Here is a 26,604-nt window from a genome sequence, read left to right as displayed (position 1 = left end):
CGAGATCCCCCTGCCGCCCTTCCCACACCCACCCCCTCAATCTGCCGCAATCCCCGCAGCGGCCCACCTCTCCTTACCCGCAACTAACCCCTAAACCCTTGTTTCCCTTGACTTCATAAACCTGGCACGCCTGCTGCTATGTCTCCCCTGCAAGCGGAGGCACCTTCTCCGCATGAACTCGACATGCAAGGAGCAGCAGCAATGAACATCATCGGACTCTCGGGCAGCCTGTCGGCGCCCTCCCGCACCCGGGCGCTGGTTGCCGCCGTGCTCGGCGAGATCAGCCGCCAGACCGGCCACGGTGGGCCGCTCATCGACCTGGCCGACATCGCCGCCGACCTGGGCCGCACGCTGGGCAGCTTCGTGCTGCCGCCGGCCATCGAGGCCGCCCACGGGCAGTTGCGCGCGGCCGACCTGATCGTGATCGGGGTGCCGGTTTACAAGGCCTCCTACCCGGGCGCCTTCAAGCACTTTCTCGACCTCCTCGACCCGAAAGTCCTTGAGGGCAAGTCGGCGATCCTGATGGCCACCGGGGGCAGCGACCAGCACGCGCTGATCCTCGAACACCAGCTGCGCGCCCTCACCAGCTACCTGGGCATCTATTCGGCGCCCAAGACGCTGTTCGCCCGCGATACCGATTTTTCCGACTACCGCCTCGCGAGCCCCGCCATTGCCGAGCGGGTGGCTCTGGTCGCCGGGCAGGCCCGCAGGCTGCTGCGCACGCCGGCCGCCCACGGGCTGGCCGAGGCCGCCTGACGCTTTCAATCATCCAAGGAGATCCCCATGAGCAGAAAACTCAAACTCGGCGCCTTCCTGCCCGGCGCTGGCCAGCACATCGCCGCCTAGCGCCACCCGGACGCCCCGGCCGCGGGCGCCCTCGACTTCGAGCATTACAAGCGCCTCGCCCAGACCGCCGAGCGCGGCCTGTTCGACGCCTTCTTTCTGGCCGACGGGCTGGCGGCCAACTTCGGCGGCAACACCGGCACCGGCGTTAGCGAGAAGGCGGTGGGCTTCGAGCCGGTGACGCTGTTCGCGGCCCTGTCGGTGGTCACCAAACATCTGGGCTTTATCGCCACGGCGTCGACCACCTACGAAGAGCCCTACACCCTCGCCCGCAAGTTCGCCTCCCTCGACCACCTGAGCAAGGGCCGCGCGGGCTGGAACCTGGTGACCTCGGCCGGCGATGCCACGGCCCGCAACTTCGGCCTCGACAGGCAGCGCCCGCCGGCCGAACGCTATGAGCGCGCCAACGAGTTCGTCGATACCGTCACCGAGCTGTGGGACAGCTGGGAGGACGAGGCCTTCATCCGCAACAAGGAGAGCGGCCAGTTCTTCGACCCGGACAAGGTGCATGCGCCGCGCCACAAGGGCAAGCATTTCTCGGTGGAAGGCGCCCTCAACGTGGCGCGGCCGCCCCAGGGCTACCCGGTGATCGTGCAGGCCGGCCAGTCCGAGCCCGGCCGCGAGCTCGCCGCCCGCACCGCCGAGGTGGTGTTCACCGCCCACCAGAACCTGGCCGACGCCCAGGCCTTCTACCGCGACGTGAAGGGCCGCCTGGCCCGCTACGGGCGCCACGCGGACGAGATCAAGATCATGCCGGGCGTGTCGGTGTACGTCGCTCCGACCGAAGAAGAGGCCCGCGCCAAGCTGCAGCAGCTCAACAGCCTGATCCACCCCGACGCGGGCCTCACGCTGCTGGGCGGGCTTTCCGGCGAGGTGGACCTGTCCCGCTACCCGCTGGACGGCCCCTTCCCCGAGCTGCCGAAGAGCGAAGGCTTCGTCAGCCGGCCGCAGATGATGGCGGACATCGCCCGCCAGCACGGCTTCAGCATCCGCCAGCTGTATGAGTGGGTGGCCACCGCACGGGACCACTGGACCGTCATCGGCACCCCGACCCAGGTGGCCGACCAGCTGCAGGCGTGGTTCGACAACGAGGCCGCCGACGGCTTCAACGTGCTGCCGCCGGTGCTGCCCGGCAGCCTCGACGATTTTGTCGAGCTGGTGATCCCCGAGCTGCAGCGCCGCGGCATCTTCCGCACCGAGTACGAGGGCAGCACGCTGCGCGAAAACCTCGGCCTGGCGCGCCCCGAGAACCAGTTCGCCGCCCGCCGCGACGCTGCCCGGGCCGCCTGAGCGCAAGGACACCCATGAAATACCGCAAACTCGGCAACACCGACCTCGACGTGAGCCTCATCGCCCTGGGCACCATGACCTGGGGCGAGCAGAACAGCGAGGCCGACGCCCACGCCCAGCTCGACTACGCCGTGGCCCACGGAATCAACCTGATCGACACCGCCGAGATGTACCCGGTGCCGCCCCGCCCCGAAACCCAGGGCGCCACCGAGCGCTACATCGGCAGCTGGCTGGCCCGGCCGGGCAACCGCGAGCGGGTGCTGATCGCCACCAAGGCCGCGGGGCCGTCGCACAAGCTCGTCCAGGCCCGCCACCTGCGCGGCGGCAACACCCGCCACGACCGCGCCAACCTGGAAGCCGCCCTGCACGACAGCCTGCGCCGCCTGGGCACCGACGTGATCGACCTGTACCAGCTCCACTGGCCCGACCGCAGCACCAACCACTTCGGCGAGCTGGGCTACCGCCACGTGCCCGACGAGGACAGCGTGCCCATCCTCGAAACCCTCACCGTGCTGGATGGCTTCGTGCGGGCCGGCAAGGTGCGCCACATCGGCCTCTCCAACGAGACGCCGTGGGGCATCACGCGCTTTCTGCAGCACGCCGAAACGGCGGGCCTGGCGCGGGTGGTCAGCGTGCAGAACCCCTACAACCTGCTCAACCGCACGTTCGAGATCGGCAACGCCGAGATCGCCATCCGCGAGCAGGTGGGCCTGCTGGCCTATTCGCCCCTCGCCTTCGGCGCGCTGAGCGGCAAATACCTGGGCGGCGCCAACCCGCCGGGCGCCCGCCTGACCCTGTGGGACCGCTTCAGCCGCTACAAGGGCGCCGGGCCGGAGGCCGCCATCGCCGCCTACGTGGAGGTGGCCCGCAAGTACGGCCTGGCCCCGGCCCAGCTGGCGCTGGCCTACGTCAACGCGCAGCCCTTCGTGACGAGCAACCTGATCGGCGCCACCAGCCTGGAGCAGCTCGCCACGAACATCGCCAGCGTCGACATCCGCCTGCCCCGGGAGGCCATCGACGAGATCGAGGCGATCCACGCCCGGGCGCCCAACCTCTGCCCTTAGGGCGGTCCGTCGGCCCCGGCGGAAGCCCGCTGCGGCGGGCTTTTCCCCAGGCCCGGCGGTCAGGACGTTCAGATATTCACCGGCCTGCAATGCTTTGCACGGCGCGGCTGCAGAGCAGCGCAGAAATCCTTGGTTCAGGTTGGTAAGGGGCAGGGCTAAAGTCGGGGCCTTCCCAGTTTTCTGCACCGCATCATGCCAACCACAGCACCCTCCAGACCGGCCATCGAACTGCGCGGCGTCTCGCGCCGCTTCACCGACCCCGGCGGCCACGTGGTGGGCCTGCGCCCCACCAGCCTGGTCGTGCCCGAGGGCGAGATCCACGGAATCATCGGCTTCTCGGGCGCCGGCAAATCCACCCTGCTGCGCCTCGTCAATCTGCTCGAACGCCCCGACGCGGGCGAGGTGATCGTCCACGGCGAGAACCTCACCCGCCTCCCGCCGGCCGGCCTGCGCCGGGCGCGCCACCGCATCGGGATGATCTTCCAGCACTTCAACCTGCTGCATAACCAGACGGTTGCCGACAACGTGGCCCTGCCGATGCGCATCGCCGGCGCCGACCCGGCGCGCATCCGCGAGCGGGTGGCGGCCTGCCTGGATTTCGTGGGGCTGGCGGCCAAGGCCGATGTCTATCCGGGGCGCCTCTCCGGCGGCCAGAAGCAGCGCGTCGCCATCGCCCGCGCGCTGGCCCCGGAGCCCCACGTGCTGCTGGCCGACGAGCCCACCTCGGCCCTCGACCCGCGCACCACGCTGGACCTGCTGGAGGTGCTGGCCGACGCGAACCGCCGCTTCGGCGTGACGATCCTGCTGGTCAGCCACGAGATGGAGGTGATCCGCCGCCTGTGCCAGCGGGTATCGGTGATGGAAGCCGGGCAGATCGTCGAGCAGCTCGACATCGCCGGCGGCCGGATCCCGCAAGGCTCGCGCCTGGCCGGCTGGCTGGCCGACTACGGCAGCGTCGGCCCGGCGGCCAGCCCCTCACCGGTCGGCGCGCCGGCCGGCGTGCCCCATCACCACTTCGCCCTGGAGGCCGCCCATGCTTGAAACCCTGACCGAACTGCAGCCGGAGATCCTCAAGGCCACCGGCGAGACCCTGCTGATGCTGGCCATCTGCCTGACGGCCGCGGTGGTGCTGGGCGGCGCCCTCGGGGTGCTGGTCTTCCTCACCAGCCCGGGGCAGTCGCTGGGCCGCTTCCGGGGCTTCAACCTGGCGGCCAACGGGCTGATCAACGTGGTGCGCTCCTTCCCCTTCATCATCCTGCTGGTGGCGATCTCGCCCTTCACGCGGGTGATCGCAGGCACCTCCATCGGGCCGCTGGCGGCCAGCGTGCCCCTGTCGATCGCGGCGATCTTCTACTTCGCCCGCCTCATCGAGCAGACCCTGCGCGACGTGCCCCGCGGCGTCATCGAGGCCGCCGAGGCGATGGGCGCCTCGCCGCTGCAGATCGTCCGCCGCGTGCTGCTCGTCGAAGCCCGCTCCGGGCTGGTGCTGGCCGTCACCGTGCTGGCGGTGAGCTTCCTGTCGTATTCGGCGGTGGCCGGCGTGGTGGGCGGCGGCGGCATCGGCGACCTGGCGATCCGCTATGGCTACTACCGTTTCCAGACCGACGTGATGGTGATCACCATCGTGCTGCTGATCATCCTCGTGCAGACCATCCAGCTCCTCGGCCAGCACCTCGCCCGCCGCGTGGACAAACGCTGACCCCGATTCCGCCTTTCCCCCTATCGACCTTTCAAGGAGTCCTCCCATGCAACTCACCCGCCGCCATGTTGTTTCCGGCATCCTCCGCGCCACAGTCGTCATCGGCTTCGGCGTCGCCCTCGGCCTCGGCAGCGCCCACGCCGACGACAAGAAGACCCTGACCCTCGGCGCCACCGCCGGCTCCAACTTCGACCAGCTCAAGCTCGGCATCAAGCCGGTGCTCGAGAAGAAGGGCTACACCGTGAAGCTGGTCGAGTTCAACGACTACGTGCAGCCCAACCTCGCGCTGGCCCAGGGCTCGCTGGACGCCAACCTGTTCCAGCACGTGATCTACCTGCGGAAGTTCTCGGCCGACAAGGGCCTCAACCTGGTGGATGTCACCAAGGCCCCCATCGCGCCCCTCGGGCTGTACTCCAGGAAGCGCAAGAGCCTGGCCGACCTGAAGGACGGCGACCGCATCACCCTGCCCAACGACCCCAGCAACCTGGCCCGGGCGCTGGTCTTCCTGGAGCAGAACAGGCTCATCAAGGTGAAGGCCGGCGTCGACCCGCTGAAGGTCACCGAGAAGGACGTGGCCGAAAACCCGCGCAAGCTGGTGCTCACGCCCATCGAGGCGGCCCAGCTGCCACGCACCCTGGACGACGCCGAGTTCGCCCTCATCAACGGCAACTTCGCCATCTCGTCGGGCCTCAAGCTGACCGAGGCGGTGGCCCTCGAGAAGACACCGGACCACTACCTCAACGTGGTCGCCGTGAAGGCCGAGGACAAGGACAAGCCGTGGACCCGCGACATCGTGGCCGCTTTCCGCACGCCCGAATATCGCGCCGCCCTGGACAAGCACTTCGCCGGCTACGCCCGCCCGGCCTACCTGCAATAAGCACGACGGCCGGGCCCGCACGGCCCGGCCGGCAAGGAACCGCCATGACCACGCCACACCGCCCCTACTGGGACGCCGCCCTCGAGACCCAGCCCCGCGCCGACTGGGACGCCCTCAAGCTGCAACTGCTGCAGAAGCACCTCGCCCACGCCTACGCCAACTCGCCCTACTACCGGGCCAGCTTCGACGCGGCCGGCGTGCATCCCGACAGCGTGCGCTGCCTCGACGACATCCGCCGCTTCCCGTTCATCACCAAGCAGACCCTGCGCGAACGCCAGCAGGCCGTCGAGCCCTTCGGCGATCTGGTCGCGGTGCCCGAGCGGGACATCGTCTACATCTCGGCCTCCAGCGGCTCCACCGGCGTGCCCACCGCGTCACCCTTCAGCGCCACCGACTTCGACGACTGGATCGACTACGAGGCGCGCCAGTTCTGGTCGTCCGGCCTGCGCCCGGAGGACCGCTACGCCCACTCGCTCAACTTCTCGCTGTTCGTCGGCGGGCCCTGCGTGCTGGGCGCCCAGAAGCTCGGCGCGCTGTCGATCCACGCCGGCACGGTGCCGTCCGAGCGGCTGCTGGCGATCCTGCGGCAGTTTCAGGTGACGGCGATCTGGACGACGCCGTCCTACGCCTGGTACCTGGGCGAGACGGCCCTCAAGGAAGGCATCGACCCGCGCCGCGACCTGGCGGTGAAGCGCATCTTCGTGGCCGGCGAGCCCGGCGGCTCGATCCCCGAGACCCGCCAGCGCATCGAGGCTCTGTGGGGCGCTTCGGTGTATGACTACTACGGCCTGTCGGACATCTTCGGCTCCTGCGCCGGCATGTGCGAGGAGAAGGACGGCCTGCACTGGGCCGAGGACCACATCCTCGTCGAAGTGCTCCACCCCGGCACCAACGAGCCGGTGGAAGAAGGCGCCCGGGGCGAGCTGGTGCTCACCACCCTCAAGAAGACCGCCCGCCCGATGATCCGCTTCCGCACCGGCGACATCGTCTCGTTCACCTCGGAGCCCTGCGGCTGCGGACGCACCTCGATCCGCCTGCAGGGCGTGCACGGCCGGCTCGACGACATGCTCATCATCAAGGGCGTCAACCTCTTCCCCAGCGACGTCGAGGCGATCGCCCGCCGCGACCATGACTTCTCCGGCGAATACCGGCTGATCGTCGAGCGCGAGAACCACCTCGACCGCCTCACCGTCGAGGTCGAGCGCGCCGCCGCCAGCCCCCACGGCGACGCCGAGCTGGCCGGGCGCTTCGCCCACCACCTGAAGGCGGTGACCGGCGTCAGCGCCGCGGTGACCATCCTGCCCCCCGACACCCTGCCCCGCGCCACGCACAAGGCCAAGCGCGTCGAAGACCGCCGCACCGGCGTGTGGGCCTGACGCCCTCGACGGCCCCGCCCCGGGCCGCGGGCACGGGGCGGCGGCGTTCAGCTCCCCGCCTCGTCGTTCCCCAGCTTCTCCGACAGAAACTCGATCAGCAGCCGCACCGCGTGGGGCATGTAGCGGTTGCTGGGGAGCACCGCGTAGATGCCCAGCGGCGGCGGGGCGAAGGCGTCGAGCAGGGTCTCCAGCCGGCCCGCCGCGAGGTAGTCGGCGGCGATGAAGTCGGGCTGCACCGTGATGCCCATGCCCTGGGCGGCGGCCTCGGCCAGCACGTCGCCGTTGTTGGCCTGCAGCCGGAAGGCCAGCGGGAAGCTCTCGAGGCGCCCCTCCACCACGAAGACCCACGGGCGGCCGCTGCCGTGGGGGGCATAGCCGATGCAGGCGTGCCGCATGAGGTCCGACGGGTGCCGCGGGCGGCCCCGGCGCGCCAGGTAGTCGGGTGAGGCGAGCGCCAGCAGGCGGCTGGTGCCCAGCTTGCGCACGATGTCGCCGGGCTCGAGGCGGCCGGTGATGCGCACCGACAGGTCGACGCCCTCTTCGATGAGGTTGATCCGCCGGTCGGTGAAGTCCATCGCCAGCTGGATCTCGGGGTAGGTCTGGGAGAAGGCCAGCATCAGCGGCGCCAGCCGCTTGAGGCCGTAGCTGAGCGGCAGGCTCACCCGCAGCTTGCCCCGCGGGGTGACCCGCTCCTCCATCAGCTCGGCCTCGGCCTCGTCGACCAGGTCGAGGATCGCCCGGCATTTTTCGAGATAGGCGGTACCGGCCGAAGTGAGGGTGAGGCTGCGCGTGCTGCGCACCATCAGCTTGACGCCCAGGTGCTCCTCCAGCGCGGCGATCTGCCGGGTGACCACCGAGCGCACGGTGCCGAGCTGGTTGGCCACTGCGGCGAAGCTGCCCAGCTCCGCCACCCGGAGGAAGGTGCGCATTGCGTCGAGTTGGTTCATTGTTGCCCATCCGGAAACAGTTCGTTCCTGATTGTCGTCTATTTTGCGACGCCGAGGATCGCTAAAGTGTGTCCATCGCCGATGCCCGCAGCGCATCGCAGCCCAACGGAGAACCGACATGAAGCGCTTTGCCCTCGTCCTCGCCCTCGGCGCCGCCCTCGCCCCGGCGGCCCAGGCCATCGAATACAACCAGGTCCAGGCCGACAAGAGCCGCATCGGCTTCGGCTACAAGCAGATGGGCGTGGCGATGGACGGCAGGTTCAAGAAGTTCGCCAGCCAGCTCAGCTTCGACCCGGCCCAGCCGGCCAACGCCAAGGCCACCATCGACGTGGACCTGGCCAGCGTCGACACCGGCACCAGCGAGGCCAACGCCGAGGTGGCGGGCAAGCCGTGGTTCAACACCAAGGCCTTCCCGACGGCGCGCTTTGCCTCGACCGGCGTCAAGAGCCTGGGCGGCAACCGCTACGAAGTGGCCGGCACCCTGACCATCAAGGGCAAGACCCAGAACGTGGTCGTCCCGGCCACCTTCACACCCCAGGGCAACGCCGGCGTGTTCGACGGCAGCCTGACCATCCGCCGCGGTGACTTCTCGATCGGCGAAGGGCCGTGGGCCGCCTTCGACATCGTCGCCAACGACATCCAGATCAAGTTCCATATCGCCGCTTCCGGCAAATAAATCAGCAACCCCCTACAGGAGTCATCATGAAAAAGATCAACCAGCTCATCGCAGCCCTCGCCATCTCCGCCGCTGCCGTGCCCGCCTTCGCCGCGCCGGAAACCTACAACGTGGACAGCACCCACACCTTCGCGCGCTTCTCGTACAGCCACTTCGGCATGTCCACCCAGCTGTCCAAGTTCAACAAGACCACCGGCACCGTGACCCTCGACAAGGCCGCCAAGACCGGCGCCGTGGATGTGGTGATCGACATGAAGTCGGTGGATACCGGCTATGACACCTTCAACGAGCACATCCAGGGCGAGGATTTCCTGGATACCGCCAAGTACCCGACCGCCACCTTCAAGTCCACCAAGGTGGTCTTCAAGGGCGACAAGCCGGTGTCGATCAATGGCGACCTGACCATCAAGGGCGTCACCAAGCCGGTGACCCTCAAGGTGAACCACTACGTGGCGATGCCGCACCCGATGCTCAAGAAGGACGCCATCGGCGCCGACGCCAGCGTGGTCGTCAAGCGCACCGACTTCAACGCCGGCAAGTACGCCCCCCACGTGGGCGACGACGTGACCATCACCATCTCCCTCGAAGCGATCAAGGGCTGATGACCCACCGGCGCTGCCACCCGCAGTTTCCACCCGCAGGCGGCAGCGCCCGGCAACACCGAAAGGAGATTCCATGTTCGAACTGAGACCCGCCGCCGAGCGCGGCATCGCAAACTTCGGCTGGCTCGATTCGCGTCACACCTTCTCCTTCGGCCACTACCACGACCCGCGGCAGGTCGGCTTCTCCGACCTGCTGGTGATCAACGACGACCGCGTGGCTCCCGGCCAGGGCTTCGGCACCCACCCGCACCGGGACATGGAGATCTTCTCGTATGTGCTCGACGGCGCCCTCGCCCACCAGGACTCGATGGGCACCGGCTCGGTGATCCGCCCCGGCGACGTGCAGATGATGAGCGCCGGCAGCGGCATCCGCCACAGCGAGTTCAACGCCTCCACCAGCGCGCCGGTGCACTTCCTGCAGATCTGGATCGTGCCCGACCGCCAGGGCGTCGAACCCCGCTACCAGCAGCGTCATTTCGGCGCCGACGAGAAGCGCGGCCGCCTGCGCCTGATCATCTCGCCGGATGGCACCGACGGCTCGCTGGGCGTGTATCAGGACGCCCGCGTGTACGCCGGCCTGTTCGACGGCCCCGAGGCGCACACCCTCGCGCTGCCCCCCGGCCGCCACGCCTACGTGCACCTCGCCCGCGGCGCCCTGGTCGTCAATGGCCACCCGATGCAGGCCGGCGACGGTGCCCGCCTGCGCGACGCCGACACAATCGAACTCAGCCACGGCGCCAACGCCGAAGTGCTGGTCTTCGACCTCCGCCCCAACGAACTGCCCGATTTCTGACCCACGAGAAAAAGCCCATGAAGATCCTGCAGATCAACAGCAGCGCCCGCTCCGCCGGCGCCAATTCCACCCGCCTGGCCGACGCCATCACCACCCGCCTGAAGGCCGCCAACCCCGGCGCCGTGGTCGAGCTGCGCGACCTGGCCGCCCACCCGCACCCGGTGCTCGACGAAGCCGCCCTCGGCGCGCTGTTCACCCCCGCCGAGCAGCGCAGCCCCGAGCAGGCCGCCCGCGTCGCCCTCGACGACGCGCTGATCGCCCAGCTGCAGTCCGCCGACGCGATCGTGCTGGGCGTGCCGATGTACAACTTCGGTGTGCCGGTGCAGCTCAAGACCTGGATCGACGCCATCGCCCGGGCCGGCGTCACCTTCCGCTATACCGAGAACGGCCCCGAGGGCCTCGTCAAGGGCAAGAAGGTGTATGTGGCCCTGGCCCGCGGCGGCGTCTACCGCGACACCCCGGCCGACTCCCAGGTGCCCTACCTCAAGGGCGTGCTGGGCTTCCTGGGCATGACCGACGTGGAATTCATCTACGCCGAGGGCCTGGCGATGGGCCCCGAGGCCGCCGACAAGGCCTTTGCCGAAGCCGAAGCCGCGATCGCCGCGCTGGCCTGACCGGCCGGCAGCCCCGGGCAGCGGCTTGACGGCCGCCCGGGGTGAAGACCTTGCAGCACGACGGGCCGCCTGCGCGGCCCGTCGGCGTTTACAGGCGGCGGCGTCGCGCCTCGTCAGCCAAACAGCTTGTTGGCCGTCTCCGCGATCAGCCGGCCCTGGTGGCGAGCGCCGTCCAGCTCGATGGCGCTCGGCTGGCGCTGGCCCTGGCCGCCGGCGATGGTCGTCGCCCCGTAGGGGCTGCCGCCGACGATCTCGTCGATGCTCATCTGCCCCTGGAAGCTGTAGGGCAGCCCGACGATGACCATCCCGAAATGCAGCAGGTTGGTGATCACCGAGAACAGGGTCACCTCCTGGCCGCCGTGCTGGGTGGCGGTGGAGGTGAAGGCGCCGCCGACCTTGCCGTTGAGCGCGCCACGCGCCCACAGCCCGCCCGCCTGGTCGAGGAAGCTGGCCATCTGCGAAGGCAGGCGGCCGAAGCGGGTCGGGCAGCCCACGATGATCGCATCGTAGTGCTCCAGGTCGGCCACGGCGGCCACCGGCGCCGCCTGGTCCAGCTTGAAGTGGGCCGGCCCGGCGATGGCCTCGGGCACCGTTTCCGGCACCCGCTTCACATCGACGCTGGCGCCGGTGGAGCGGGCCCCCTCCGCCACGGCGGCGGCCATGGTCTCGATGTGACCGTAGGTGGAGTAATACAGCACGAGGACTTTGGACATGGGGCGTCTCCTGGAAGGTTGAAACCGCGGCATCGCCCACCCGTCTCCCCTGGCGGGCACCCGGGTGGCCCTCGTCTGATAGTAGCCGCTGCTTTCCAGAGGTAAAGGACGCAGCCGGCGGGGACGGCCCCCGCCCCGCTCAGAAAGGCCGCCCGCCGGCCAGGCTGACACGCTTCAGCAGCCGGCGCTCCGACGGGTCGAAGGCGCGCCGCGAATGCAGGGTGGTCTGGTTGTCCCAGTACACGATGTCGCCCACCTCCCAGTCGTGCTCGTAGCGGTACTCGGGGCGCGCGAGGTGGGCGCGCAGGCGCTCGACGAGGCGCGCGCCGCGTTCGTCGGGATAGCCCACCACCTCGACCTCGGTCTTGTCGCTCAGGAACAGGCTGCGCCGCCCGCTCTCCGGGTGGGTGCGCACCAGCGGATGCGGAAAGCCCTGGCCGATGCGCGGCTGGTCGGCATAGCGGTAGAGCGGCCGCGGGCTGCCGTCGAAGGGGCGCAGGAAGGGGTTGTAGGTGATGAGCTGGAGCTGGTCGATCTCGCTGCGGGTCTCCGCATCGAGGTCCGCGTAGGCCTGCACGGTGTTGTACCAGCTGGTCTGGCCGCCGCTCTTGGGGATCTCGATGGCGTAAAGCAGCGAGCCGCTGGAGGGCTGGGGCGTCCATTGGTGATCCACGTGGGCGGTCAGCTCGCCGTGGCCGGTGTAGTCGCCCTGGCCCACCGCGTTGGAGACCGGCACCACGTCCGGCGGCAGGCCGGTGGCGGCCTGGCTGGCCAGCACCGGCACCTCGGCCGGCGGACGGAAGATGCCGCCGAAGTAGCTCGCGAAGCGCAGGAAAGCCTCGTCCTCGAGCTGCTGGCCCTTGAAGATCAGGATCAGGTGGTCGTGCAAGGCGCGCTTCAGGGCCAGTACCAGCTCGCCGGAGAGGGGTCGGGCGGCATCGAGGCCGGTCACCACGGCGCCGAGGGCCCCGCCGGTCGGGGTGATGGTCACGTCGGCGAGGGTCTGGGGCTGGGTCGCGACCCAGGTCGGAGCGGCGGCGAGCGCGCGGAACAATTGGGAAACATCGGTCATGGCAAGTCCTCGGGTTGAATTGAAATGAGCGCCGGAGTGGCGGCTGAGCCAATACAGCAGCAAGCGTGCCAGCCTCGAAAAATCCTTTTTATTCAACGGATTCCGCAAATTACCGGCGCGCTCGCGCGGCCCCGCTGTGCAAAACCCCGCGCCCCCCCGCGCAGGCTGCCGGAAATCACACAGAAGAAAATCGGATATCCAATTCAGGAAAATATGGTTCGCCCGCGCAATGCCGTCCGGTAAAGTGAGCCCATCGAGAGGCACTTCGGCCTTTCATCCAGCCAATAAGGAATCCGCCATGTCCATCAAATCGATCAATGTCCGCAACCAATTCCGCGGCACCATTTCGGAAATCATCGAAGGCCCGGTGCTTTCAGAAATCGACGTCGCCACGCCGTCCGGCATCGTCACCTCGGTAATTACCACCCGCTCGGTGAAGGATCTCGAGCTGGCGGTGGGCAGCGAGGTGATCGCCTTCGTCAAATCCACCGAAGTATCGCTGGCCAAGCTGTAAATAGAAGGATCCACCATGACGCAGCCCGCCGTACTCACCTTATCGGAGGAGGAAAACCTGCGCCCGGACATCCGGGCCAAGGCGCTGCTCTTTGCCGATCCGGCTTCGCTGCAATTGCTGCAGCAGGCCCGACGCATCGCCGCCAGCCATGCTCCGGTATTGATCCAGGGGGAAACCGGCACCGGCAAGGAATTGCTCGCCCGCCACCTCCACACCGAATCCGGGCGCAAGGGGCCCTTCGTCGCGGTCAATGGCGCGGCGATCACCGAAAGCCTGGCCGAGGCCGAATTCTTCGGCTTCGAGGCCGGCGCCTTCACCGGTGCCACCGGTCGCCGGGAGGGCTGGTTCGAGGCCGCCCAGGGCGGCACGCTGTTCCTCGACGAGATCGGCGACCTGCCCCTCGGCCTGCAGGTCAAGCTGCTGCGCGTGCTGCAGGAAGGCGAGATCGTGCGGGTCGGCGGGCGCCGGCCCATCCCCATCGACGTGCGGATCGTCACCGCCACCCAAGTCGACCTGGCCGGCGCCATTGCCGACGGGCGTTTCCGGCAGGATCTGTTCTACCGCCTGAACATTCTCGGGCTGCGCATTCCGCCGCTGCGCGAGCGGCCCGGCGACATCCTGCCGCTGGCCCGGCATTTTCTGGAGCGGCACGCCCTCAGCCACGGCCTCGACGTGCCGGTGCTGACGCCGGCCACCGCCAGGCTGCTGGTCGGCCACCGCTGGCCGGGCAATATCCGCGAACTCGAAAACACCCTGCTCCGCGCCGCGCTCCATGCCGAAGGCGGTGTGATCGAGGCAGACCAGCTGCAATTGCACGCCGAAACGGGCAGCCCCCGGGCAAGCGCCGCCACGCCCTCTGCCAATGACCCGGACAGCCTGTGGGAGAATATCGAAACTTCCCTCCGACAATTGCTCGAACACGCGCCGGACGACCTGTGGGCGCGCTGGGAGCAATTGCTGCTCGAAAGCACCCTCACCCGCCACCGCTACAACCAGGTGCATAGCGCCAGCCGTCTCGGCATCAGCCGGCACGCGCTGCGAACCCTCATGAAACGCCATCGACTGCTGCCCGACAATTCCCGCGGCGAAGCGCGCATTTCGGCGTAAGGGCGTTTCATTCAAATAGCCGACGCTTCCCCGGCGAGAGCATCGGCCCTTCTCTGCTTCCCATTCCAGAATCGGCTCCGCTTCACACAGGAACGGCAGGCCCCGCGGCCTGCCGTTGTTCATTTGCTAGGCGGCGACGTTCAATTCGGCCGTGGCGCCATTGGTGCCATTGGCGGCCTCCGCATTGCGCGGCGTGACGCTCAGGCTGCGGCTGAGTTCGCCGTCGACGCTCACCGGCACGTCGCCATCGACGGTCACCCGGCGCATCACCCGGTGGGCGTCGCCGTAGTCGTTGATCGCATAGTGCTGGGTCGCGCGGTTGTCCCAGATTGCCACGTCGCCAGCCTGCCAGCGCCAGCGCACGGTGTTCTCGAGGCGGATCACGTGGTTCTGCAGCACGCTGAAGAGCTGGGCCGAATCGCTGGCGTTCAGGCCCTCGAAGCGCTTGATGAAATGGCCCAGCAGCAGGTTACGCTCGCCGGTTTCGGGGTGTACATGCACCACCGGGTGCCGCGTCTCGTACACCGTGCGCCGGAAGACCTCGCGATAACCGCTGCGCTGATGTTCGTCCGGGTCCTGGTAGAAGGCCGCGTAGTCGTAATCATTGGTGTGAATCGCCCACAATTTGTCGGCCAATACCTTGAGATTCGGCGGCAGGTCGGCGTAGGCCGTGGCGGTATTGGCCCACACGGTGTCGCCACCGGCCTCTGGGACGATGATGGCGCGCAGGATTGAGGCCTTCGGATAGGCCACATCGAAAGTCACGTCGGTGTGCCAGCTATTGGCGCGGCCGCCGCGGTGGGAATCGAGTTCAAGGATGAACCGGCTGTCGGCGGCCACCGGCACCGTCGGATGGGCCACCCCGTCACCAAACAGGCTGGCGAGCGCTTCCTGGCTGGCATTGTCGAGGTGATCCTGGCCGCGGAAGAAGATCACCTTGTACTTTCTCCACGCCTCGCGGATCGCCTCGGCGACCTCGTGGGGAAGATCGGCCGACAGCTTGACGCCGCAGATTTCCGCACCGATACGGCCGGCGACGGGAACGATTTGAATCTGGCTCATTGGATTCTCCTGAAAGATTGAAAGGGGGATTTCCCTCGCCCAACGCTTCAGCAGAAACCGTGCCCGCTTTTAAAACCAAGGCTGGGCACTGTTTCAAAAGAGAAATTCGACCAATATCGATTCCCGTCCAGGACACCCTGTCGCAATCCGGACAGCCCCGCCCGCAGCCTGCCGCATCGGCGACAGCGAGATTCTGGAAAAGAATCCAATGAGCACCCCATCCGGCGCCCTGCCTTATCCAAATAAATGGATTGCTTTGGGGCACCTCGAATAACCCGAGGTTTTCAGTAAATCCCGCCGCGCAACGATGATCGCGACCGAATCTGGTTCAATTCCTTCGGCAACTCACCGCCTTCTTCGGCGGTGCCGTCCCGTTTTTGCCTCGAATCGCCTCGGGCTGCGGCGATTCGGCCCATTTCGGGCGTCAGAAGGCCTTGATTCCGGCTTTCTGGAAATAAACCAGCCGCTTCAGGTTGTAGCAGGCCGCCATCATCGTCAGCGCAAAGTTCGCCCGCGCCTGGCCGATGGTGCGAAGCAGCTTGCCGCCCATCTGGTCGATGGCCCCGAACACGTGCTCGACCCGCGCGCGTCTTGGCGATGCGCTGGTTGCGCCGCTGCTGGCAGTCAGACAGCGGCTTGTTGCGATGGCCCTTGCGCTGGATCTGGTTGCGAAAGCCGTTTTCCTTCAGCCAGGCTTCCCGCTCCGCCGACGGATAGCCCCGGTCGGCATAGACGTCCCGGCTGGTGTTGACCGTGTCGAACACGTTGTCGAAGTGCTGGCTGTCGTGGGTGCTCGCCGTGTCGGTCTCGATCTTGCGGATGATCTTGTACTTCGCGTCGACGTTGATGGAGAGCTTGTAGCCGAAGTGGCTCTTCCCGTGCTTCTTGGTCCAGGTGGCGTCCAGGTCCTTCTGGCGCCGCTTGGCGGGCTTCCAGCCGGCCGGCATTGCGCCTTGCTCGATGAGCGCCTTCTCGCCCCGACTGGTGTGCTGCTTGGGCGCCGGCACCAGGGTCGCGTCGATGATCTGCCCGCCCCGGGCGATGAAGCCCTTCTTGAGCAGCTGCGCCGAGACGCCGTCGAACAGCGCCTTCGCGCCCGCTTCGCCGATGCGGTTCTCGAAGGTCCAGACCGTGGTGCGATCAGGAATGTTCGTCGCGTTCGCCAGCCCGCAGAAGCGCTTGTAGCTCATGCGGTCGAGCAGTTGATACTCCATCTGCTCGTCCGACAGGTTGTACAGCCGCTTCAGGACCAGGATGCGCACCATCGTTTCGGTTGGATACGGCGGGCGGCCACCCTGAGGGCTGACCGGCCGGGGCGCGATGCGATCCACCTCGGCTGCCAGTGTCGCGAAGTCGATGTACGACTCGATCTCGGCGAGCGGGTCGCCCAGGGTGTCGATCTTCTTGCGGTGGTGTTCGTCGGCGAACAGGTCGGTCTTGATGGCGCTGCGCGGTTTCATCGGAGTCGGCTCGGGGCGGATTCAGAACGGTGTAAGTTTACCAAGGGTGGGCGAGTCGAGGTTTTTCGAGGTGCCCTTTGATCAAATTCCAATTGTGCGGCGCACGACAATTTGTGCGGTGCAACTGTGCAAAACCCGACAGCGCCCCACTGGAAACGCCCATTTACCCCCTATTTCCCGCCAAATCGAGCTGGCACGCGACGTGCTATTAAAAAACGGCCACCCGCAATTCCGGACTCAAACCCAGGAATTGGCGCAGATAAAACGGCTCACGCCAGCCATTACCCCAAGGGAAAATAAAATGAATACCCCGCATCGCCAGCGCCTTCTTGCAGCGCTGATCTTCTCCGCCTTCGGCGCGCCGGCAATTGCCGCCCCCAGCACCGCCGAACTCGAAAAACAGCTCAAGGCCCTGCAGGAGTCCGTGCGCAGCCTGCAAAGCCAGCTGCAGGCCGTCAAGGAGGCCCAGCCCGCCACCGCCCCGAGCACTGTCGCCGCCGCCCCCGACGAGAACGTGGCGAGCAAGGACGACATCAACGGCCTGCAGGCCGACCTGGAGAACTTCAAATACCAGGTACAGCGCGACCGGGATACCCGCACCGCCCTGTCGGCCCGCGCCCTCAACGTGAGCGGGGTGATCCAGGCCCGCTACGGCGCCACCGACACCGCGGTCAACACCAACGGCAACAGCGCCAACGCCGTCAAGGGCCGCAACAACTCCTTCGACCTGGGCGCCGTGCTGATCGGCTTCAACGGCAACCTTTACAAGGACTACGAGGACGGCCGCAACCTCGACTACACCCTGCGCTTCGGCACCTCGCCCCAGCAGGGCACCAACAACAGCTTCCTCAACCTGATCGACGCCAACCTCACCTACAACATCCTGCCGACCATCAGCGCCGACACCGGCCGGCTGTCGGTCACCTTCGGCCAGCAGCTCTTGCCCTTTGGCCAGGAGGTGCAGGCCACTGAAGACCTCAAGCCGACGATCAACAACGCGCTGTTCACCTCGCTCGGCAACCTCGACCTGGCCCGCCGCCAGGTGGGCCTGATCTTCCGCGGCGACGCCTTCCCGGTGGTGGATTACGGCTACAACTACCGCGCACCCATCCTCACCTACGCCTTCGGCCTGGTGAATGGCAACGGCCCCAACAAGTCGGACGACAACAACAACAAGGATCTGGTGGGCCGCGTCGCCCTCACCCTGCCGGCCGACTACAACTCGTGGCTGCGCCAGCTGAGCGTCGGCGCCTCGATCTACCGGGGCAAGCAGAACGTCTTCGTGAACAGCGGCGCCGACCTGGTGGACAAGGGCAAGAAGGACCGCTACGGCTTCGACGTGGCCTACAACCACCACCCCTTCGGCGTGACCTACGAATACACCGACGGCCGCGACGAATACGCCACCGGCACCAAGGCCACCTACAGCGTGGCCGAACGCCGCAGCCGCGCCCACACCGGCACCTTCTTCTACAACATCGGCGAACAGTTCGTGAAGGGCTACCGCGCCCAGGGCCGCTACGACGACTGGTGGCCGAAGTCCTACCAGCCCTTCTACCGCTACGACCGCTTCGACCCCAACACCGACGCGCCCCGCGACGCCGTGAAGGTGCACACCGTGGGCCTCAACGTGTTCTTCGCCGAGACCAGCAAGTTCCAGCTGAACCTCAACCGCACGACCTTCGAAGCCACCGACAAGACCACCAACGACCTGCTGGCCCAGTTCCAGTTCGGCTTCTGACCCCCAACACAAGGAATCGCCAAAATGACTTCACGCACCCGCCTTATCACCCGCCGCCTGATCCTCGCCGGCCTCGCCGCCTCGGTGCTGGCCCCGATCGCCGCCCTCGCCGCCGATGCCCCCAAGGTGATCCGCATCGGCCTGCCGCTGGTCGGCACCGGCAACCGCCCGGTGGGCGGCAGCTGGAACTTCGCCACCGTGCAGATCAAGGGCTCCCTCGAACAGGAGTTCAAGGCCGACGGCATCCGCATCGAGTGGAACAACTTCAAGGGCGCCGGCCCGGCCCTCAACGAGGCGATCGCCAACAAGCTCATCGACGTGTTCGCCATCGGCGACCTGCCGGGCATCGTCGGCAAGGCCAGCGGCCTGAAGACCCGGCTCGTCGCCGCCGACAACCGCCGCGCCGCCTACGCCATCGGCGTGCCGGCCGACTCCCAGGCCCGCGGCATCGAAGACCTGAAGGGCAAGAAGGTGGCGGTCTTCAAGGGCACCGCAGTGCAGCTCGGCTTCGGCAAGTTCCTCACCCGCCACGGCCTCAGCGAGAAGGACTTCAAGGTCATCAACATGGACACCAACACCGCCACCGCGGCCCTCGCCACCAAGGACGTGGACGCGGTGTTCACGGCGCCGTCCCAGCTCTTTCCGCTCGAGGACCGGGGCGTCGCCAAGGTGATCTACAACGAGCGCCAGGACCCGGCCGCCGCCGCCGACCGGGCCCAGGCCTACATGGTCGCCACCGAGGAGTTCGAGAAGGCCCACCCGGACATCCTCCAGCGCGTGGTGAATGTCTTCGTGCGCGAGGCCGCCTGGTCCGCCGACGACAAGAACCGTACCGCGTTGCTGCAGCTGTGGGCCAAGTCCGGCACGCCTTACTCCGCCTATAGAAAGGACTACGACGGCCAGGGCTTCAAGGACGCCCTCAGCCCGCTGCTCGACGAGGAGTTCATCGCCAACATCCAGCGCAACGTGGCGGAATCCCAGAAGCTCAAGCTGGTCCGCGGCAACGTGGACGCCGCCGGCTGGGTGGAGCGCAAGTACCTCGACGCGGCCCTCAAGAACAACGGCCTCAGCAACTTCTGGACCCCGCTGGATGCCGGCGGCAAGCCCAAGAAGTAAGCGATGGGCGCCATCGACTCCAGCTCCGGGCGGCGCTTCCTGGCCGGCTTCGTGACCCTCGCGGTGATCTCCGGCATCACGCTGGGCATCGCCAAGGTCACGACCACCCTCTACGCCCTCAGCCTGCAGGCCACGCCCCTCGAGCTGGCCCTGCTCGGCGCGGCGCAGAGTGTCGGCATCCTGGCGGTCAGCCTGCCGGTGGGGCTGATGGTCGACCGCTACGGGGCGCGGCGGCTGTTCGTCATCGGCAGCCTGCTGGTCACCGTGCTCTACGCGCTGATCCCGGCCTGGGGCCGGCTCGGTTTCCTGCTGGCGTGCACCACGGCGGTGAGCTTCGCGATGCCGCTGCGCTTCATCTCCCTGTCGGCGGTGTTCATGGGCGAGCTGGCGCGGATCGGTGAGGCCCGTGCCGGCTGGTTCCGCGGCGCCCACATGTCGGGAATGTTCCTGATCGGGCCGGCCCTGGCCGCCGGCATCGTCGCGGCGATCGGCTACGCCGGCAGCTACTGGCTGATCGCCGGGCTGCTGCTGCTCACTGCGGCGCTGGCGCCGCTGGCCTTCCCCGGCGGGCGCGGGCGCAGCCTGCCCGGCCCGGCCCGCCGGCTGTCCTGGCGCAGCATCGGCGGCCAGCTGGCGCTGCTCAAGACCGACCCCGCGCTGCGCGCCACCTGCGTGTCGGAGTTCTTCGCGATGGCGCTCAACATGTTCTACGCCTTCTTCATCGTGGTGCTGGCGATCGGCGTGTTCGGCTTCTCGAGCCAGGCCGCCAGCGCGCTGATCTCCCTGCAGGGCGGCGCCTTCATCGCGGCGCTGTTCTGCCTGGGCGGGCTGCTGGCCCGGCGCGGCGAAGGCTTCATCCACCGCCTGAGCGACGTGTGCATCCTCGCCGCGCTGGGGGTGCTGGGCCTGGGCCGGGACGGCCTGTGCCTGTGGCTGGGCGCGCCCCTGCTGGGCCTCGGGCTGGGGGCGCTGCAGACGGTCAACCTGTCGCGCTTCGCCCGCATCGGCCGCGAGCTCGGCCAGGGCACGGTGAGCAGCCTCGCCGCGCTGCTGGGGCCGGCCGGGGCCACCGCCGGCAGCCTGGCCGGCGCGCTGGTGGACAGCCCGGCGCAACTGCAGATGCTGTTTCTGGCCTTCTTCCCGGTGTTCGCCCTGTTTGCCTGGCAGCACCGCCGCCACGGGCAGGCGGCCCGCCTGTTCAACGAACCTTCCCTGGAGACCCTCAAATGACGACCTCCCTCAGCCTCCCCCTGCCGGGCGGCCAGGCCCTCGGGCAGGCCGGCCGCCGCCTCGCCGGCCTGGGCCTGGCGCTGCTGCTGCCCGCCGCCATCCTGTACCTGTGGCACCTGGCCGCCTTCCACGAGTGGGTCACGCCGCTGCTGCTGCCGGCGCCGGCTACGGTGCTGCAAGCCCTCGTCGACCTGCACGACAGCGGCGACCTGTGGGCCAACCTGGGCATCAGCCTCGGCCGCGTCGGCGGGGGCTACCTGGCCGGCGTGGCGCTGGGCCTCGCCCTGGGCGCCGCGATGGGCCTCTCGAAAACCGCCGAGGCCTACCTGATGCCCAGCTTCAAGGCCATCAGCCTGGTGCCGGTGCTGGGCTGGCTCCCGCTCTTCATGATGCTGATCGGCATCGAGGAGGGTCTGAAGGTGCTGATCATCGCCAAGGCGGTGATCGTGCCGGTGACGATCAACACCGTCAAAGGCATCCGCAACATCGCGCCGGGGCACTTCGAGGTGGCGCGCATCTACCGGTTCTCGCCCTGGCAGACGCTCAGCCGGCTGATCGTCCCGTCGGCGCTGCCCAGCCTCGCCACCGGGCTGCGCCTGGGGCTTGCCAACGCCTGGATGGCGCTGGTGGCCGTCGAGCTGCTGGCCGCCAGCGAGGGCGTGGGTTTCCTGATGGTGCACAGCCGCCAGCTCTTCCAGCTCGACATGGTGATGGCCTCGATGGTCGTCATCGGCGTCACCGGCTGGCTGCTGGACCGCATCCTGCAAATCGTCGAACGGCGCCTGCTGGCATGGCGCGTCACCGCCTACTGAGGAACACAGATCATGAGCTCCAACCCCTCCTCCCGCTTCGACCCGCGCGGCCTCGCGCTGCCGGGCCTGGTGCTGGCCCTGTGGTGGGCGGCCACCCACTTCGGGCTCGCCGACACCCGCATCGTCGCCCCGCCGGCCGAGGTGCTCGCCGTCGCCCTGCACGACGTCGCCAGCGGCGAGCTGCTCGACGGCCTGCTCGCCAGCCTCGGGCGCGACCTCGCCGGCTTCGCCCTCGGCAGCGCCGCCGGCCTGCTGCTGGGCGCGCTGCTGGCCGTCTCGGGCCTGGCCGACCGGCTGGTCAGCCCGACCCTCCACGCCGTCAAGCAGGTGGCCCTGTTTGCCTGGATCCCGCTGATCTCGGTGTGGCTGGGCCAGGACGAAGCGGCCCGCGTGCTGTTCATCGGGCTGGCTGCCTTCTACCCGGTGCTCTTCAACAGCCACGAGGGGATCCGCAGCGTGACCCGCGAGCTGGCCGAGGTGACCCGCGTATTCCGCTTCACTGCCCGCCAGCGCATCACCCGCCTGATCCTGCCGGCGGCAGCGCCGCAGATCTTCGCCGGCCTGCACCTGGCGCTGATCTACAGCTGGCTGGCCACCATCGGCGCCGAATACTTCTTCAAGGCCACCCCGGGCGTATCGACCCCGCTGCTCGACGGCCGCGCCGACTTCGACATGGCCAGGGTGCTGTACGGCATGGTCGTGGTCGGCCTCATCGGCGCCGCCCTCAACGCCATCGCCAGCCGCCTGGAGCAGCGCAGCCTCAAATGGCGCCGCAGCCGCTGAGCCCCCGAACCTCCGCATCGCAAAGGACACACCATGAGCCGCACATCCACGCTGAGCCTCCAGGGGCTGCGCAAAACGTATCACGTCGAGGGCCAGGCCCTGCCGGTGCTCGACGACATCAACCTCGACATCGCCCCGGGCGAGTTCGTGAGCATCGTCGGCAGCAGCGGCTGCGGAAAATCCACGCTGCTGCGCCTGCTGATCGGCCTCGAGAACAGCTTCGACGGCCGCATCCTGCTCGACGGCCAGCCGGTGGTGGGCACCGGTCTGGAGCGCGGCATCGTGTTCCAGGACCACCGCCTGTTCCCCTGGCTCACCGTCGCGCAGAACGTCGGCCTGGCCCTCGAGAACAGCCCGCGCAGCCCCCGCGAGAAGGCCGCCGCGATCGCCGAACACATCGCCCTGGTGGGCCTCGAAGGCTTCGAGAACGCCTATCCGCACCAGCTCTCGGGGGGCATGAGCCAGCGCGTGGCGATCGCCCGCGGGCTGGTCAACCGGCCGCGCATCCTGCTGCTCGACGAGCCCTTCGGCGCCCTCGACGCCCTCACCCGCGCCAACCTGCAGCAGGAGCTGCAGCGCATCTGGCAGCAGGAGAAGATCACGATGGTCATCGTCACCCACGACGTGGACGAGGCCGTGCTGCTGGGCGACCGGGTGGTGGTGATGGAGCCGCGCCCGGGGCGCATCAAGCGCATCGTGCCGGACGTGCCCCACCCGCGCGCCCGCAGCGACGCCCGCCTGGCGCGCATCCGCGACGACATCCTGCGCGACTTCACCCAGGCCGAGGCGCCGCGCCTCGCCGAACACCCCGCCGAACCCCGCTTCGAAGACTACGCCTTCGCGTGGTGAGCCCACGCCTGCAACTGGAGTAAACCATGCCCCACCGCCCCAACTTCCTCGTCATCGTCGCCGACGACCTGGGCTTCTCCGACATCGGCGCCTTCGGCGGCGAGATCGCCACGCCCAACCTCGACCGCCTGGCCCGCTCGGGCCTGCGCTTCACCGACTTCCACACCGCCTCGGCGTGCAGCCCGACCCGGGCGATGCTGCTCTCGGGCACCGACCACCACATCGCCGGCCTCGGCAGCATGGCCGAGGCGATCCGCGGCGACCAGGTGGGCAAGCCGGGCTACGAAGGCCACCTCAACGACCGGGTCGCCAGCCTCGCCGAGCTGCTCCACGACGGCGGCTACCGCACCCTGATGGCGGGCAAGTGGCACCTGGGCCTGACCCCCGACACCTTCCCGGCCCGGCGCGGCTTCGAGCGCTCCTTCGCGCTGCTGCCCGGCGCCGCCAACCATTACGGCTTCGAGGCCGACATCCCGGCCGAGCAGACCCCGCGCCTCCTCAAGGTGACCGCCGGCCTGTACGCCGAGGACGACGCCTTCATCGACAGGCTGCCGCCGGACTTCTACTCGTCCGACAGCTTCACCGACAAGCTGCTCGGCTATCTGCGGGAGGGCGAGGCCGACACCCGGCCCTTCTTCGCCTACCTGGCCTTCTCGGCGCCCCACTGGCCGCTGCAGGCGCCGGCCGAGAACGTCGCCCACTACCGCGGCCGCTACGACGCCGGCCCCGACGCCCTGCGCGCCGAGCGCCTGGAACGCCTCAAGAAGCTCGGGCTGGTGGGCAGCGACGTCACGCCCCACCCGGTCGAGGCCGGCAGCCCCGGATGGGACGCCCTCGGCCCCCACGAGCGGGCCGTCTCGGCGCGCAGCATGGAGGTCTACGCGGGCATGGTCGAGCGCCTCGACTGGAACGTCGGCCGCGTCATCGACTACCTCGAGTCCCGCGGCCAGCTCGACGACACGGTGGTGATCTTCCTCTCCGACAACGGCGCCGAGGGCGCGCTGCTCGAAGCCCTGCCGGTCTTCGGCCCCAACCTGCAGCAGGTGATCGCCGACTACTACGACAACAGCCTCGACAACATCGGCCGCGGCAACTCGTATGTGTGGTACGGCCCGCGCTGGGCCCAGGCCGCCACCGCCCCGGCGCGGCTCTACAAGGCCCACACCACCGAGGGCGGCATCCGCACGGTGGCCTTCCTGCGCCACCCGGGGCTGATCCGCCAGGGCGAGATCAGCCACGAGTTCGCCACCGTGATGGACATTGCCCCGACCCTGCTCGAGATGGCCGGGCTCACCCACCCCGGCACCACCTACCGGGGCCGCCCGGTGGCGCCCCTGCGCGGGCGCTCGCTGCTGCCGTACCTGAAGGGCCGCAGCGACAGCCCCCACCCCGCCGACCACGTCACCGGCTGGGAGCTGTTCGGGCAGCGGGCGATCCGCCAGGGGCATCACAAGGCGGTGTTCATCCCGGCGCCGATCGGGCCGGGGGTCTGGCAGCTCTACGACCTGAAGGCCGACCCGGGCGAAACCCGCGACCTCGCCGCCACCCGGCCGGACATCCTGGCCCGGCTGCTGCGCCACTGGGACAGCTACGTGGCCGAGACCGGCGTGGTGGAGTTCAACTTCAACCCGCTGCGCTGACCGGCCGGGCCACGGGGCGGCGCCCGCTCGCCGGCAGCGCGGGCGGAGCCGCAGCCCGGTCGCCGCCCACCGGGCCCGGCGCCCGCGCCGGAAAACGCGTACACTCTTGCCCCTTCGCGCAAGCCCGGTCCCACGCCATGCATCCCGTTTCCGACACCGACGCCCTCTTCCTCCTTGCCACCACGCTGGCCTCCAAGCGCCGCCCCGCCGAGCTGGTCGAGATCATCGCCGGCTTCGAGCCGCTGCTCGAACCGGTGCCCGGCACCAGCCGGCTGATCGACACCATCCGGCGCCTCACCGCCCACGGGCTGGTGGAGCTCAGCGAGGAGCGCTTCGCCCTCACCGCCGCCGGCCAGCAGCTGATGGTCGGCCTGCCCAGGCGTACCGACACCGCCGGGCTCGTCACCCATCTGCGCGGCAAGCTCGCCGCCTTCGAGGGCCCCGCCGGCTCGCCCTCGGTGCACCTGAGCCAGGCCCAGGTGGATGCCGCGGTGCTCGCCCAGCGCGCCGCCGCCAGCGCGGGTGGCAAGAACCTGCTGATGCCCAAGCCGAAGGTCGAGGAGGAAGACCTCCGCCGCGGCCCCCGGCGCGGCAAGGGCTGGCGCTGAGCAAACAGTCAGCGCACGAGCGCGTTCATGCCGAGCGGTTCGCCGTTGCGGCCGGTGACGCTGGAGAGCCCCCGGAAGGCGCTGGCCTGGACCTTCTCGGGCAGCGCGGCAAACTTCGCGTGTCGCGCCAGCGCGTCGCCGTGGCCGTAGGCCCACATGAAGAAGCGCAGCGTCCGCACCGCCCGCTCCGGCTCGGCGGCCACCTTCGGGACCACCGCATAGGTGCCCATGGTGATCGGCCAGGCGCCGTCGCCGGGCATCTGGGTGAGGCTCTCCGAGAAATCGCCGTGGGTGAACCAGCGGCTGCTCACCACCGCGTTGCGGAAGCTCACCGGTGAGGCCGCCACGTAGCGGCCGTTGGCAGCGGCGAGCTGGACCGGGGTGAGCGCGTCCTCGACCACATAGCTGTAGTCGATGTAGCCGATGGCGCCCGGCGTGTTGCGGACAGCCTGGGAGACCTCGCTGCTGCCCTTGACCGCCGTGAAGCCGGCCGGCCACGCGGGCCGGCCCACCACGCCGAAGCGCGCCTTCCAGGCCGGGCTGACCTTGCTCAGGTAGTCGGCCAGATGATGGGTGGTGCCCGAGACGTCGCTGCGGCACACCACCCGGATCGGGTCCTTGGGCAGGGCCAGCCCCGGGTTGAGGGCGGCGATCTCGGCGGCGTTCCAGACGGTGATCTCCCCCAGGAAGATCCGCGCCAGCACCTCGCCGTTCAGCTTGAGGGCGCCCCCCAGGCGACGCAGGTTGACCACCGGCACGACGCCGGACACCGCGGTCGGAAACATTACCAGCCCGTCCCGGGCCAGCTCGTTCTTCGGGACCATCACATCCACGGCGCCGAAATCCGTATTACGCTGCTTGATGCGGGCGAGGCCCGTGCCGGAGCCGACCGGGTCGTATTCCAGCGCATCGCCGCCCGCCTTGCGGTATTCCTGCGCCCAGATCCGGAACACCGGCGCGGCGGCGGACGAGCCCGCTCCGCCGATGCCCTCCGCGGCCACGGCCCACGGGCCGGCCAGCAGGGCGCCCAGGGCCACACCCAGGCCGAGGGCACGCTTCAAAAGACTTCTGTTCATGGTTTCCTGCAATGGGGCGCCCTGCCTTCCCGCCACCCGG

The 26,604-nt window shown here is 68.7% G+C and carries 25 protein-coding genes and 2 pseudogenes; 21 read left to right on the top strand and 6 right to left on the bottom strand.

The genetic code is table 11. The annotated features are described in order from the left end of the window. Window positions 1–201: 201 nt before the first annotated feature. The 7 genes and pseudogenes from ACE3OU_RS10760 to ACE3OU_RS10730 all read left to right on the top strand — a co-directional run bounded on the left by ACE3OU_RS10760 (window position 202) and on the right by ACE3OU_RS10730 (window position 7,149). Window positions 202–756, top strand: a complete 555-nt coding sequence (locus ACE3OU_RS10760) for an NAD(P)H-dependent oxidoreductase (protein ID WP_374241557.1) — start codon at window positions 202–204, stop codon at window positions 754–756. A gap of 150 nt (window positions 757–906) precedes the next feature. Further along, window positions 907–2,133: pseudogene (locus tag ACE3OU_RS10755) on the top strand (LLM class flavin-dependent oxidoreductase); the annotation flags it as partial. A 14-nt stretch (window positions 2,134–2,147) separates the two neighbouring features. Further along, a complete protein-coding gene (locus ACE3OU_RS10750; protein WP_374241556.1) occupies window positions 2,148–3,197 on the top strand; it encodes an NADP(H)-dependent aldo-keto reductase in 1,050 nt (349 codons plus the stop codon). A gap of 192 nt (window positions 3,198–3,389) precedes the next feature. Continuing rightward, the gene (locus ACE3OU_RS10745) at window positions 3,390–4,238 is read left to right on the top strand and encodes a methionine ABC transporter ATP-binding protein (protein ID WP_374241555.1); all 849 of its coding nucleotides are present in this window, start codon (window positions 3,390–3,392) and stop codon (window positions 4,236–4,238) included. A gap of 4 nt (window positions 4,239–4,242) precedes the next feature. Continuing rightward, window positions 4,243–4,896, top strand: coding sequence for a methionine ABC transporter permease (locus ACE3OU_RS10740; protein WP_374241565.1), 654 nt, complete (start codon window positions 4,243–4,245; stop codon window positions 4,894–4,896). A 46-nt stretch (window positions 4,897–4,942) separates the two neighbouring features. Then, window positions 4,943–5,773, top strand: a complete 831-nt coding sequence (locus tag ACE3OU_RS10735) for a MetQ/NlpA family ABC transporter substrate-binding protein (protein WP_374241554.1) — start codon at window positions 4,943–4,945, stop codon at window positions 5,771–5,773. 44 nt (window positions 5,774–5,817) lie between these two features. Continuing rightward, complete coding sequence (locus tag ACE3OU_RS10730; protein ID WP_374241553.1) at window positions 5,818–7,149, top strand: phenylacetate--CoA ligase family protein; 1,332 nt, start codon at window positions 5,818–5,820, stop codon at window positions 7,147–7,149. A gap of 47 nt (window positions 7,150–7,196) precedes the next feature. Here ACE3OU_RS10730 and ACE3OU_RS10725 read toward each other — a convergent pair whose 3' ends face one another. Further along, window positions 7,197–8,096 carry a LysR family transcriptional regulator gene (locus ACE3OU_RS10725; protein ID WP_374241552.1) on the bottom strand — a complete coding sequence of 300 codons (900 nt, stop codon included), beginning with the start codon at window positions 8,094–8,096 and terminating at the stop codon, window positions 7,197–7,199. A gap of 118 nt (window positions 8,097–8,214) precedes the next feature. On the opposite strand from ACE3OU_RS10725, the gene ACE3OU_RS10720 reads away from it, so the two are divergent. The 4 genes from ACE3OU_RS10720 (at window position 8,215) to ACE3OU_RS10705 (ending at window position 10,781) form a co-directional block, all read left to right on the top strand. After that, on the top strand, window positions 8,215–8,772 hold the full coding sequence (locus ACE3OU_RS10720) for a YceI family protein (RefSeq protein ID WP_374241551.1): 558 nt from the start codon (window positions 8,215–8,217) through the stop codon (window positions 8,770–8,772). 26 nt (window positions 8,773–8,798) lie between these two features. Continuing rightward, complete coding sequence (locus ACE3OU_RS10715; protein WP_374241550.1) at window positions 8,799–9,374, top strand: YceI family protein; 576 nt, start codon at window positions 8,799–8,801, stop codon at window positions 9,372–9,374. Between the two features lie 73 nt (window positions 9,375–9,447). Next, the gene (locus ACE3OU_RS10710; RefSeq protein WP_374241549.1) at window positions 9,448–10,167 is read left to right on the top strand and encodes a pirin family protein; all 720 of its coding nucleotides are present in this window, start codon (window positions 9,448–9,450) and stop codon (window positions 10,165–10,167) included. Between the two features lie 17 nt (window positions 10,168–10,184). After that, window positions 10,185–10,781 (top strand): FMN-dependent NADH-azoreductase, encoded by a 597-nt coding sequence (locus ACE3OU_RS10705; RefSeq protein WP_374241548.1) that lies wholly within the window; start codon window positions 10,185–10,187, stop codon window positions 10,779–10,781. 113 nt (window positions 10,782–10,894) lie between these two features. On the opposite strand, the gene wrbA is transcribed toward ACE3OU_RS10705, so the two are convergent. Further along, window positions 10,895–11,494 carry an NAD(P)H:quinone oxidoreductase gene (gene wrbA / locus ACE3OU_RS10700; RefSeq protein WP_374241547.1) on the bottom strand — a complete coding sequence of 200 codons (600 nt, stop codon included), beginning with the start codon at window positions 11,492–11,494 and terminating at the stop codon, window positions 10,895–10,897. 139 nt (window positions 11,495–11,633) lie between these two features. Further along, on the bottom strand, window positions 11,634–12,566 hold the full coding sequence (locus tag ACE3OU_RS10695; protein WP_374241546.1) for a TauD/TfdA dioxygenase family protein: 933 nt from the start codon (window positions 12,564–12,566) through the stop codon (window positions 11,634–11,636). A gap of 298 nt (window positions 12,567–12,864) precedes the next feature. Here ACE3OU_RS10695 and ACE3OU_RS10690 point away from each other — a divergent pair, with 298 nt between their 5' ends. Continuing rightward, a complete protein-coding gene (locus ACE3OU_RS10690) occupies window positions 12,865–13,080 on the top strand; it encodes a molybdopterin-binding protein (RefSeq protein ID WP_374241545.1) in 216 nt (71 codons plus the stop codon). 15 nt (window positions 13,081–13,095) lie between these two features. Beyond that, window positions 13,096–14,187 carry a sigma-54 interaction domain-containing protein gene (locus tag ACE3OU_RS10685; RefSeq protein ID WP_374241544.1) on the top strand — a complete coding sequence of 364 codons (1,092 nt, stop codon included), beginning with the start codon at window positions 13,096–13,098 and terminating at the stop codon, window positions 14,185–14,187. A gap of 126 nt (window positions 14,188–14,313) precedes the next feature. Here ACE3OU_RS10685 and ACE3OU_RS10680 read toward each other — a convergent pair whose 3' ends face one another. After that, a complete protein-coding gene (locus ACE3OU_RS10680) occupies window positions 14,314–15,249 on the bottom strand; it encodes a TauD/TfdA dioxygenase family protein (protein ID WP_374241543.1) in 936 nt (311 codons plus the stop codon). A 424-nt stretch (window positions 15,250–15,673) separates the two neighbouring features. Then, window positions 15,674–16,709, bottom strand: a pseudogene (locus ACE3OU_RS10675) (IS5 family transposase). Window positions 16,710–17,010: 301 nt separating this feature from the next. Between ACE3OU_RS10675 and ACE3OU_RS10670 the strand changes: the two are divergent. The 8 genes from ACE3OU_RS10670 to ACE3OU_RS10635 all read left to right on the top strand — a co-directional run bounded on the left by ACE3OU_RS10670 (window position 17,011) and on the right by ACE3OU_RS10635 (window position 25,488). Then, a complete protein-coding gene (locus tag ACE3OU_RS10670) occupies window positions 17,011–18,450 on the top strand; it encodes a hypothetical protein (protein WP_374241542.1) in 1,440 nt (479 codons plus the stop codon). Between the two features lie 24 nt (window positions 18,451–18,474). Further along, window positions 18,475–19,566 carry an ABC transporter substrate-binding protein gene (locus ACE3OU_RS10665; RefSeq protein ID WP_374241541.1) on the top strand — a complete coding sequence of 364 codons (1,092 nt, stop codon included), beginning with the start codon at window positions 18,475–18,477 and terminating at the stop codon, window positions 19,564–19,566. 3 nt (window positions 19,567–19,569) lie between these two features. Beyond that, a complete protein-coding gene (locus ACE3OU_RS10660; protein WP_374241540.1) occupies window positions 19,570–20,796 on the top strand; it encodes an MFS transporter in 1,227 nt (408 codons plus the stop codon). Continuing rightward, window positions 20,793–21,608 (top strand): ABC transporter permease, encoded by an 816-nt coding sequence (locus ACE3OU_RS10655; RefSeq protein WP_374241539.1) that lies wholly within the window; start codon window positions 20,793–20,795, stop codon window positions 21,606–21,608. The genes ACE3OU_RS10660 and ACE3OU_RS10655 overlap by 4 nt, the downstream gene beginning before the upstream one ends. 12 nt (window positions 21,609–21,620) lie before the next feature. Continuing rightward, window positions 21,621–22,391, top strand: coding sequence for an ABC transporter permease (locus ACE3OU_RS10650; RefSeq protein ID WP_374241538.1), 771 nt, complete (start codon window positions 21,621–21,623; stop codon window positions 22,389–22,391). Between the two features lie 33 nt (window positions 22,392–22,424). Beyond that, on the top strand, window positions 22,425–23,240 hold the full coding sequence (locus tag ACE3OU_RS10645; protein WP_374241537.1) for an ABC transporter ATP-binding protein: 816 nt from the start codon (window positions 22,425–22,427) through the stop codon (window positions 23,238–23,240). A 26-nt stretch (window positions 23,241–23,266) separates the two neighbouring features. Continuing rightward, a complete protein-coding gene (locus tag ACE3OU_RS10640; RefSeq protein ID WP_374241536.1) occupies window positions 23,267–24,880 on the top strand; it encodes an arylsulfatase in 1,614 nt (537 codons plus the stop codon). Between the two features lie 137 nt (window positions 24,881–25,017). Then, window positions 25,018–25,488: a hypothetical protein gene (locus ACE3OU_RS10635; protein ID WP_374241535.1), complete on the top strand. Its 471-nt coding sequence runs from the start codon at window positions 25,018–25,020 to the stop codon at window positions 25,486–25,488. An 8-nt stretch (window positions 25,489–25,496) separates the two neighbouring features. Here ACE3OU_RS10635 and pstS read toward each other — a convergent pair whose 3' ends face one another. Beyond that, window positions 25,497–26,564 (bottom strand): phosphate ABC transporter substrate-binding protein PstS, encoded by a 1,068-nt coding sequence (pstS, locus tag ACE3OU_RS10630; protein ID WP_374241534.1) that lies wholly within the window; start codon window positions 26,562–26,564, stop codon window positions 25,497–25,499. Between the last annotated feature and the right edge of the window lie 40 nt (window positions 26,565–26,604).

It is taken from the genome of Zoogloea sp., assembly GCF_041908905.1.
GTDB lineage: Bacteria > Pseudomonadota > Gammaproteobacteria > Burkholderiales > Rhodocyclaceae > Zoogloea.
This window is presented reverse-complemented; position numbering and strand designations above follow the sequence as displayed.

Bases quoted from the DNA above. Each gene is read 5' to 3' on its own strand.
- ACE3OU_RS10650 (WP_374241538.1), top strand. From the start codon at position 21,621: ATGAGCTCCAACCCCTCCTCCCGCTTCGACCCGCGCGGCCTCGCGCTG.
- ACE3OU_RS10760 (WP_374241557.1), top strand. From the start codon at position 202: ATGAACATCATCGGACTCTCGGGCAGCCTGTCGGCGCCCTCCCGCACC.
- ACE3OU_RS10695 (WP_374241546.1), bottom strand. From the start codon at position 12,566: ATGACCGATGTTTCCCAATTGTTCCGCGCGCTCGCCGCCGCTCCGACC.
- ACE3OU_RS10710 (WP_374241549.1), top strand. From the start codon at position 9,448: ATGTTCGAACTGAGACCCGCCGCCGAGCGCGGCATCGCAAACTTCGGC.
- ACE3OU_RS10655 (WP_374241539.1), top strand. From the start codon at position 20,793: ATGACGACCTCCCTCAGCCTCCCCCTGCCGGGCGGCCAGGCCCTCGGG.
- ACE3OU_RS10720 (WP_374241551.1), top strand. From the start codon at position 8,215: ATGAAGCGCTTTGCCCTCGTCCTCGCCCTCGGCGCCGCCCTCGCCCCG.
- ACE3OU_RS10745 (WP_374241555.1), top strand. From the start codon at position 3,390: ATGCCAACCACAGCACCCTCCAGACCGGCCATCGAACTGCGCGGCGTC.
- ACE3OU_RS10735 (WP_374241554.1), top strand. From the start codon at position 4,943: ATGCAACTCACCCGCCGCCATGTTGTTTCCGGCATCCTCCGCGCCACA.
- ACE3OU_RS10635 (WP_374241535.1), top strand. From the start codon at position 25,018: ATGCATCCCGTTTCCGACACCGACGCCCTCTTCCTCCTTGCCACCACG.
- wrbA (WP_374241547.1), bottom strand. From the start codon at position 11,494: ATGTCCAAAGTCCTCGTGCTGTATTACTCCACCTACGGTCACATCGAG.
- ACE3OU_RS10665 (WP_374241541.1), top strand. From the start codon at position 18,475: ATGACTTCACGCACCCGCCTTATCACCCGCCGCCTGATCCTCGCCGGC.
- ACE3OU_RS10670 (WP_374241542.1), top strand. From the start codon at position 17,011: ATGAATACCCCGCATCGCCAGCGCCTTCTTGCAGCGCTGATCTTCTCC.
- ACE3OU_RS10725 (WP_374241552.1), bottom strand. From the start codon at position 8,096: ATGAACCAACTCGACGCAATGCGCACCTTCCTCCGGGTGGCGGAGCTG.
- ACE3OU_RS10685 (WP_374241544.1), top strand. From the start codon at position 13,096: ATGACGCAGCCCGCCGTACTCACCTTATCGGAGGAGGAAAACCTGCGC.
- ACE3OU_RS10715 (WP_374241550.1), top strand. From the start codon at position 8,799: ATGAAAAAGATCAACCAGCTCATCGCAGCCCTCGCCATCTCCGCCGCT.
- ACE3OU_RS10750 (WP_374241556.1), top strand. From the start codon at position 2,148: ATGAAATACCGCAAACTCGGCAACACCGACCTCGACGTGAGCCTCATC.
- pstS (WP_374241534.1), bottom strand. From the start codon at position 26,564: ATGAACAGAAGTCTTTTGAAGCGTGCCCTCGGCCTGGGTGTGGCCCTG.
- ACE3OU_RS10660 (WP_374241540.1), top strand. From the start codon at position 19,570: ATGGGCGCCATCGACTCCAGCTCCGGGCGGCGCTTCCTGGCCGGCTTC.
- ACE3OU_RS10730 (WP_374241553.1), top strand. From the start codon at position 5,818: ATGACCACGCCACACCGCCCCTACTGGGACGCCGCCCTCGAGACCCAG.
- ACE3OU_RS10680 (WP_374241543.1), bottom strand. From the start codon at position 15,249: ATGAGCCAGATTCAAATCGTTCCCGTCGCCGGCCGTATCGGTGCGGAA.
- ACE3OU_RS10690 (WP_374241545.1), top strand. From the start codon at position 12,865: ATGTCCATCAAATCGATCAATGTCCGCAACCAATTCCGCGGCACCATT.
- ACE3OU_RS10705 (WP_374241548.1), top strand. From the start codon at position 10,185: ATGAAGATCCTGCAGATCAACAGCAGCGCCCGCTCCGCCGGCGCCAAT.
- ACE3OU_RS10645 (WP_374241537.1), top strand. From the start codon at position 22,425: ATGAGCCGCACATCCACGCTGAGCCTCCAGGGGCTGCGCAAAACGTAT.
- ACE3OU_RS10640 (WP_374241536.1), top strand. From the start codon at position 23,267: ATGCCCCACCGCCCCAACTTCCTCGTCATCGTCGCCGACGACCTGGGC.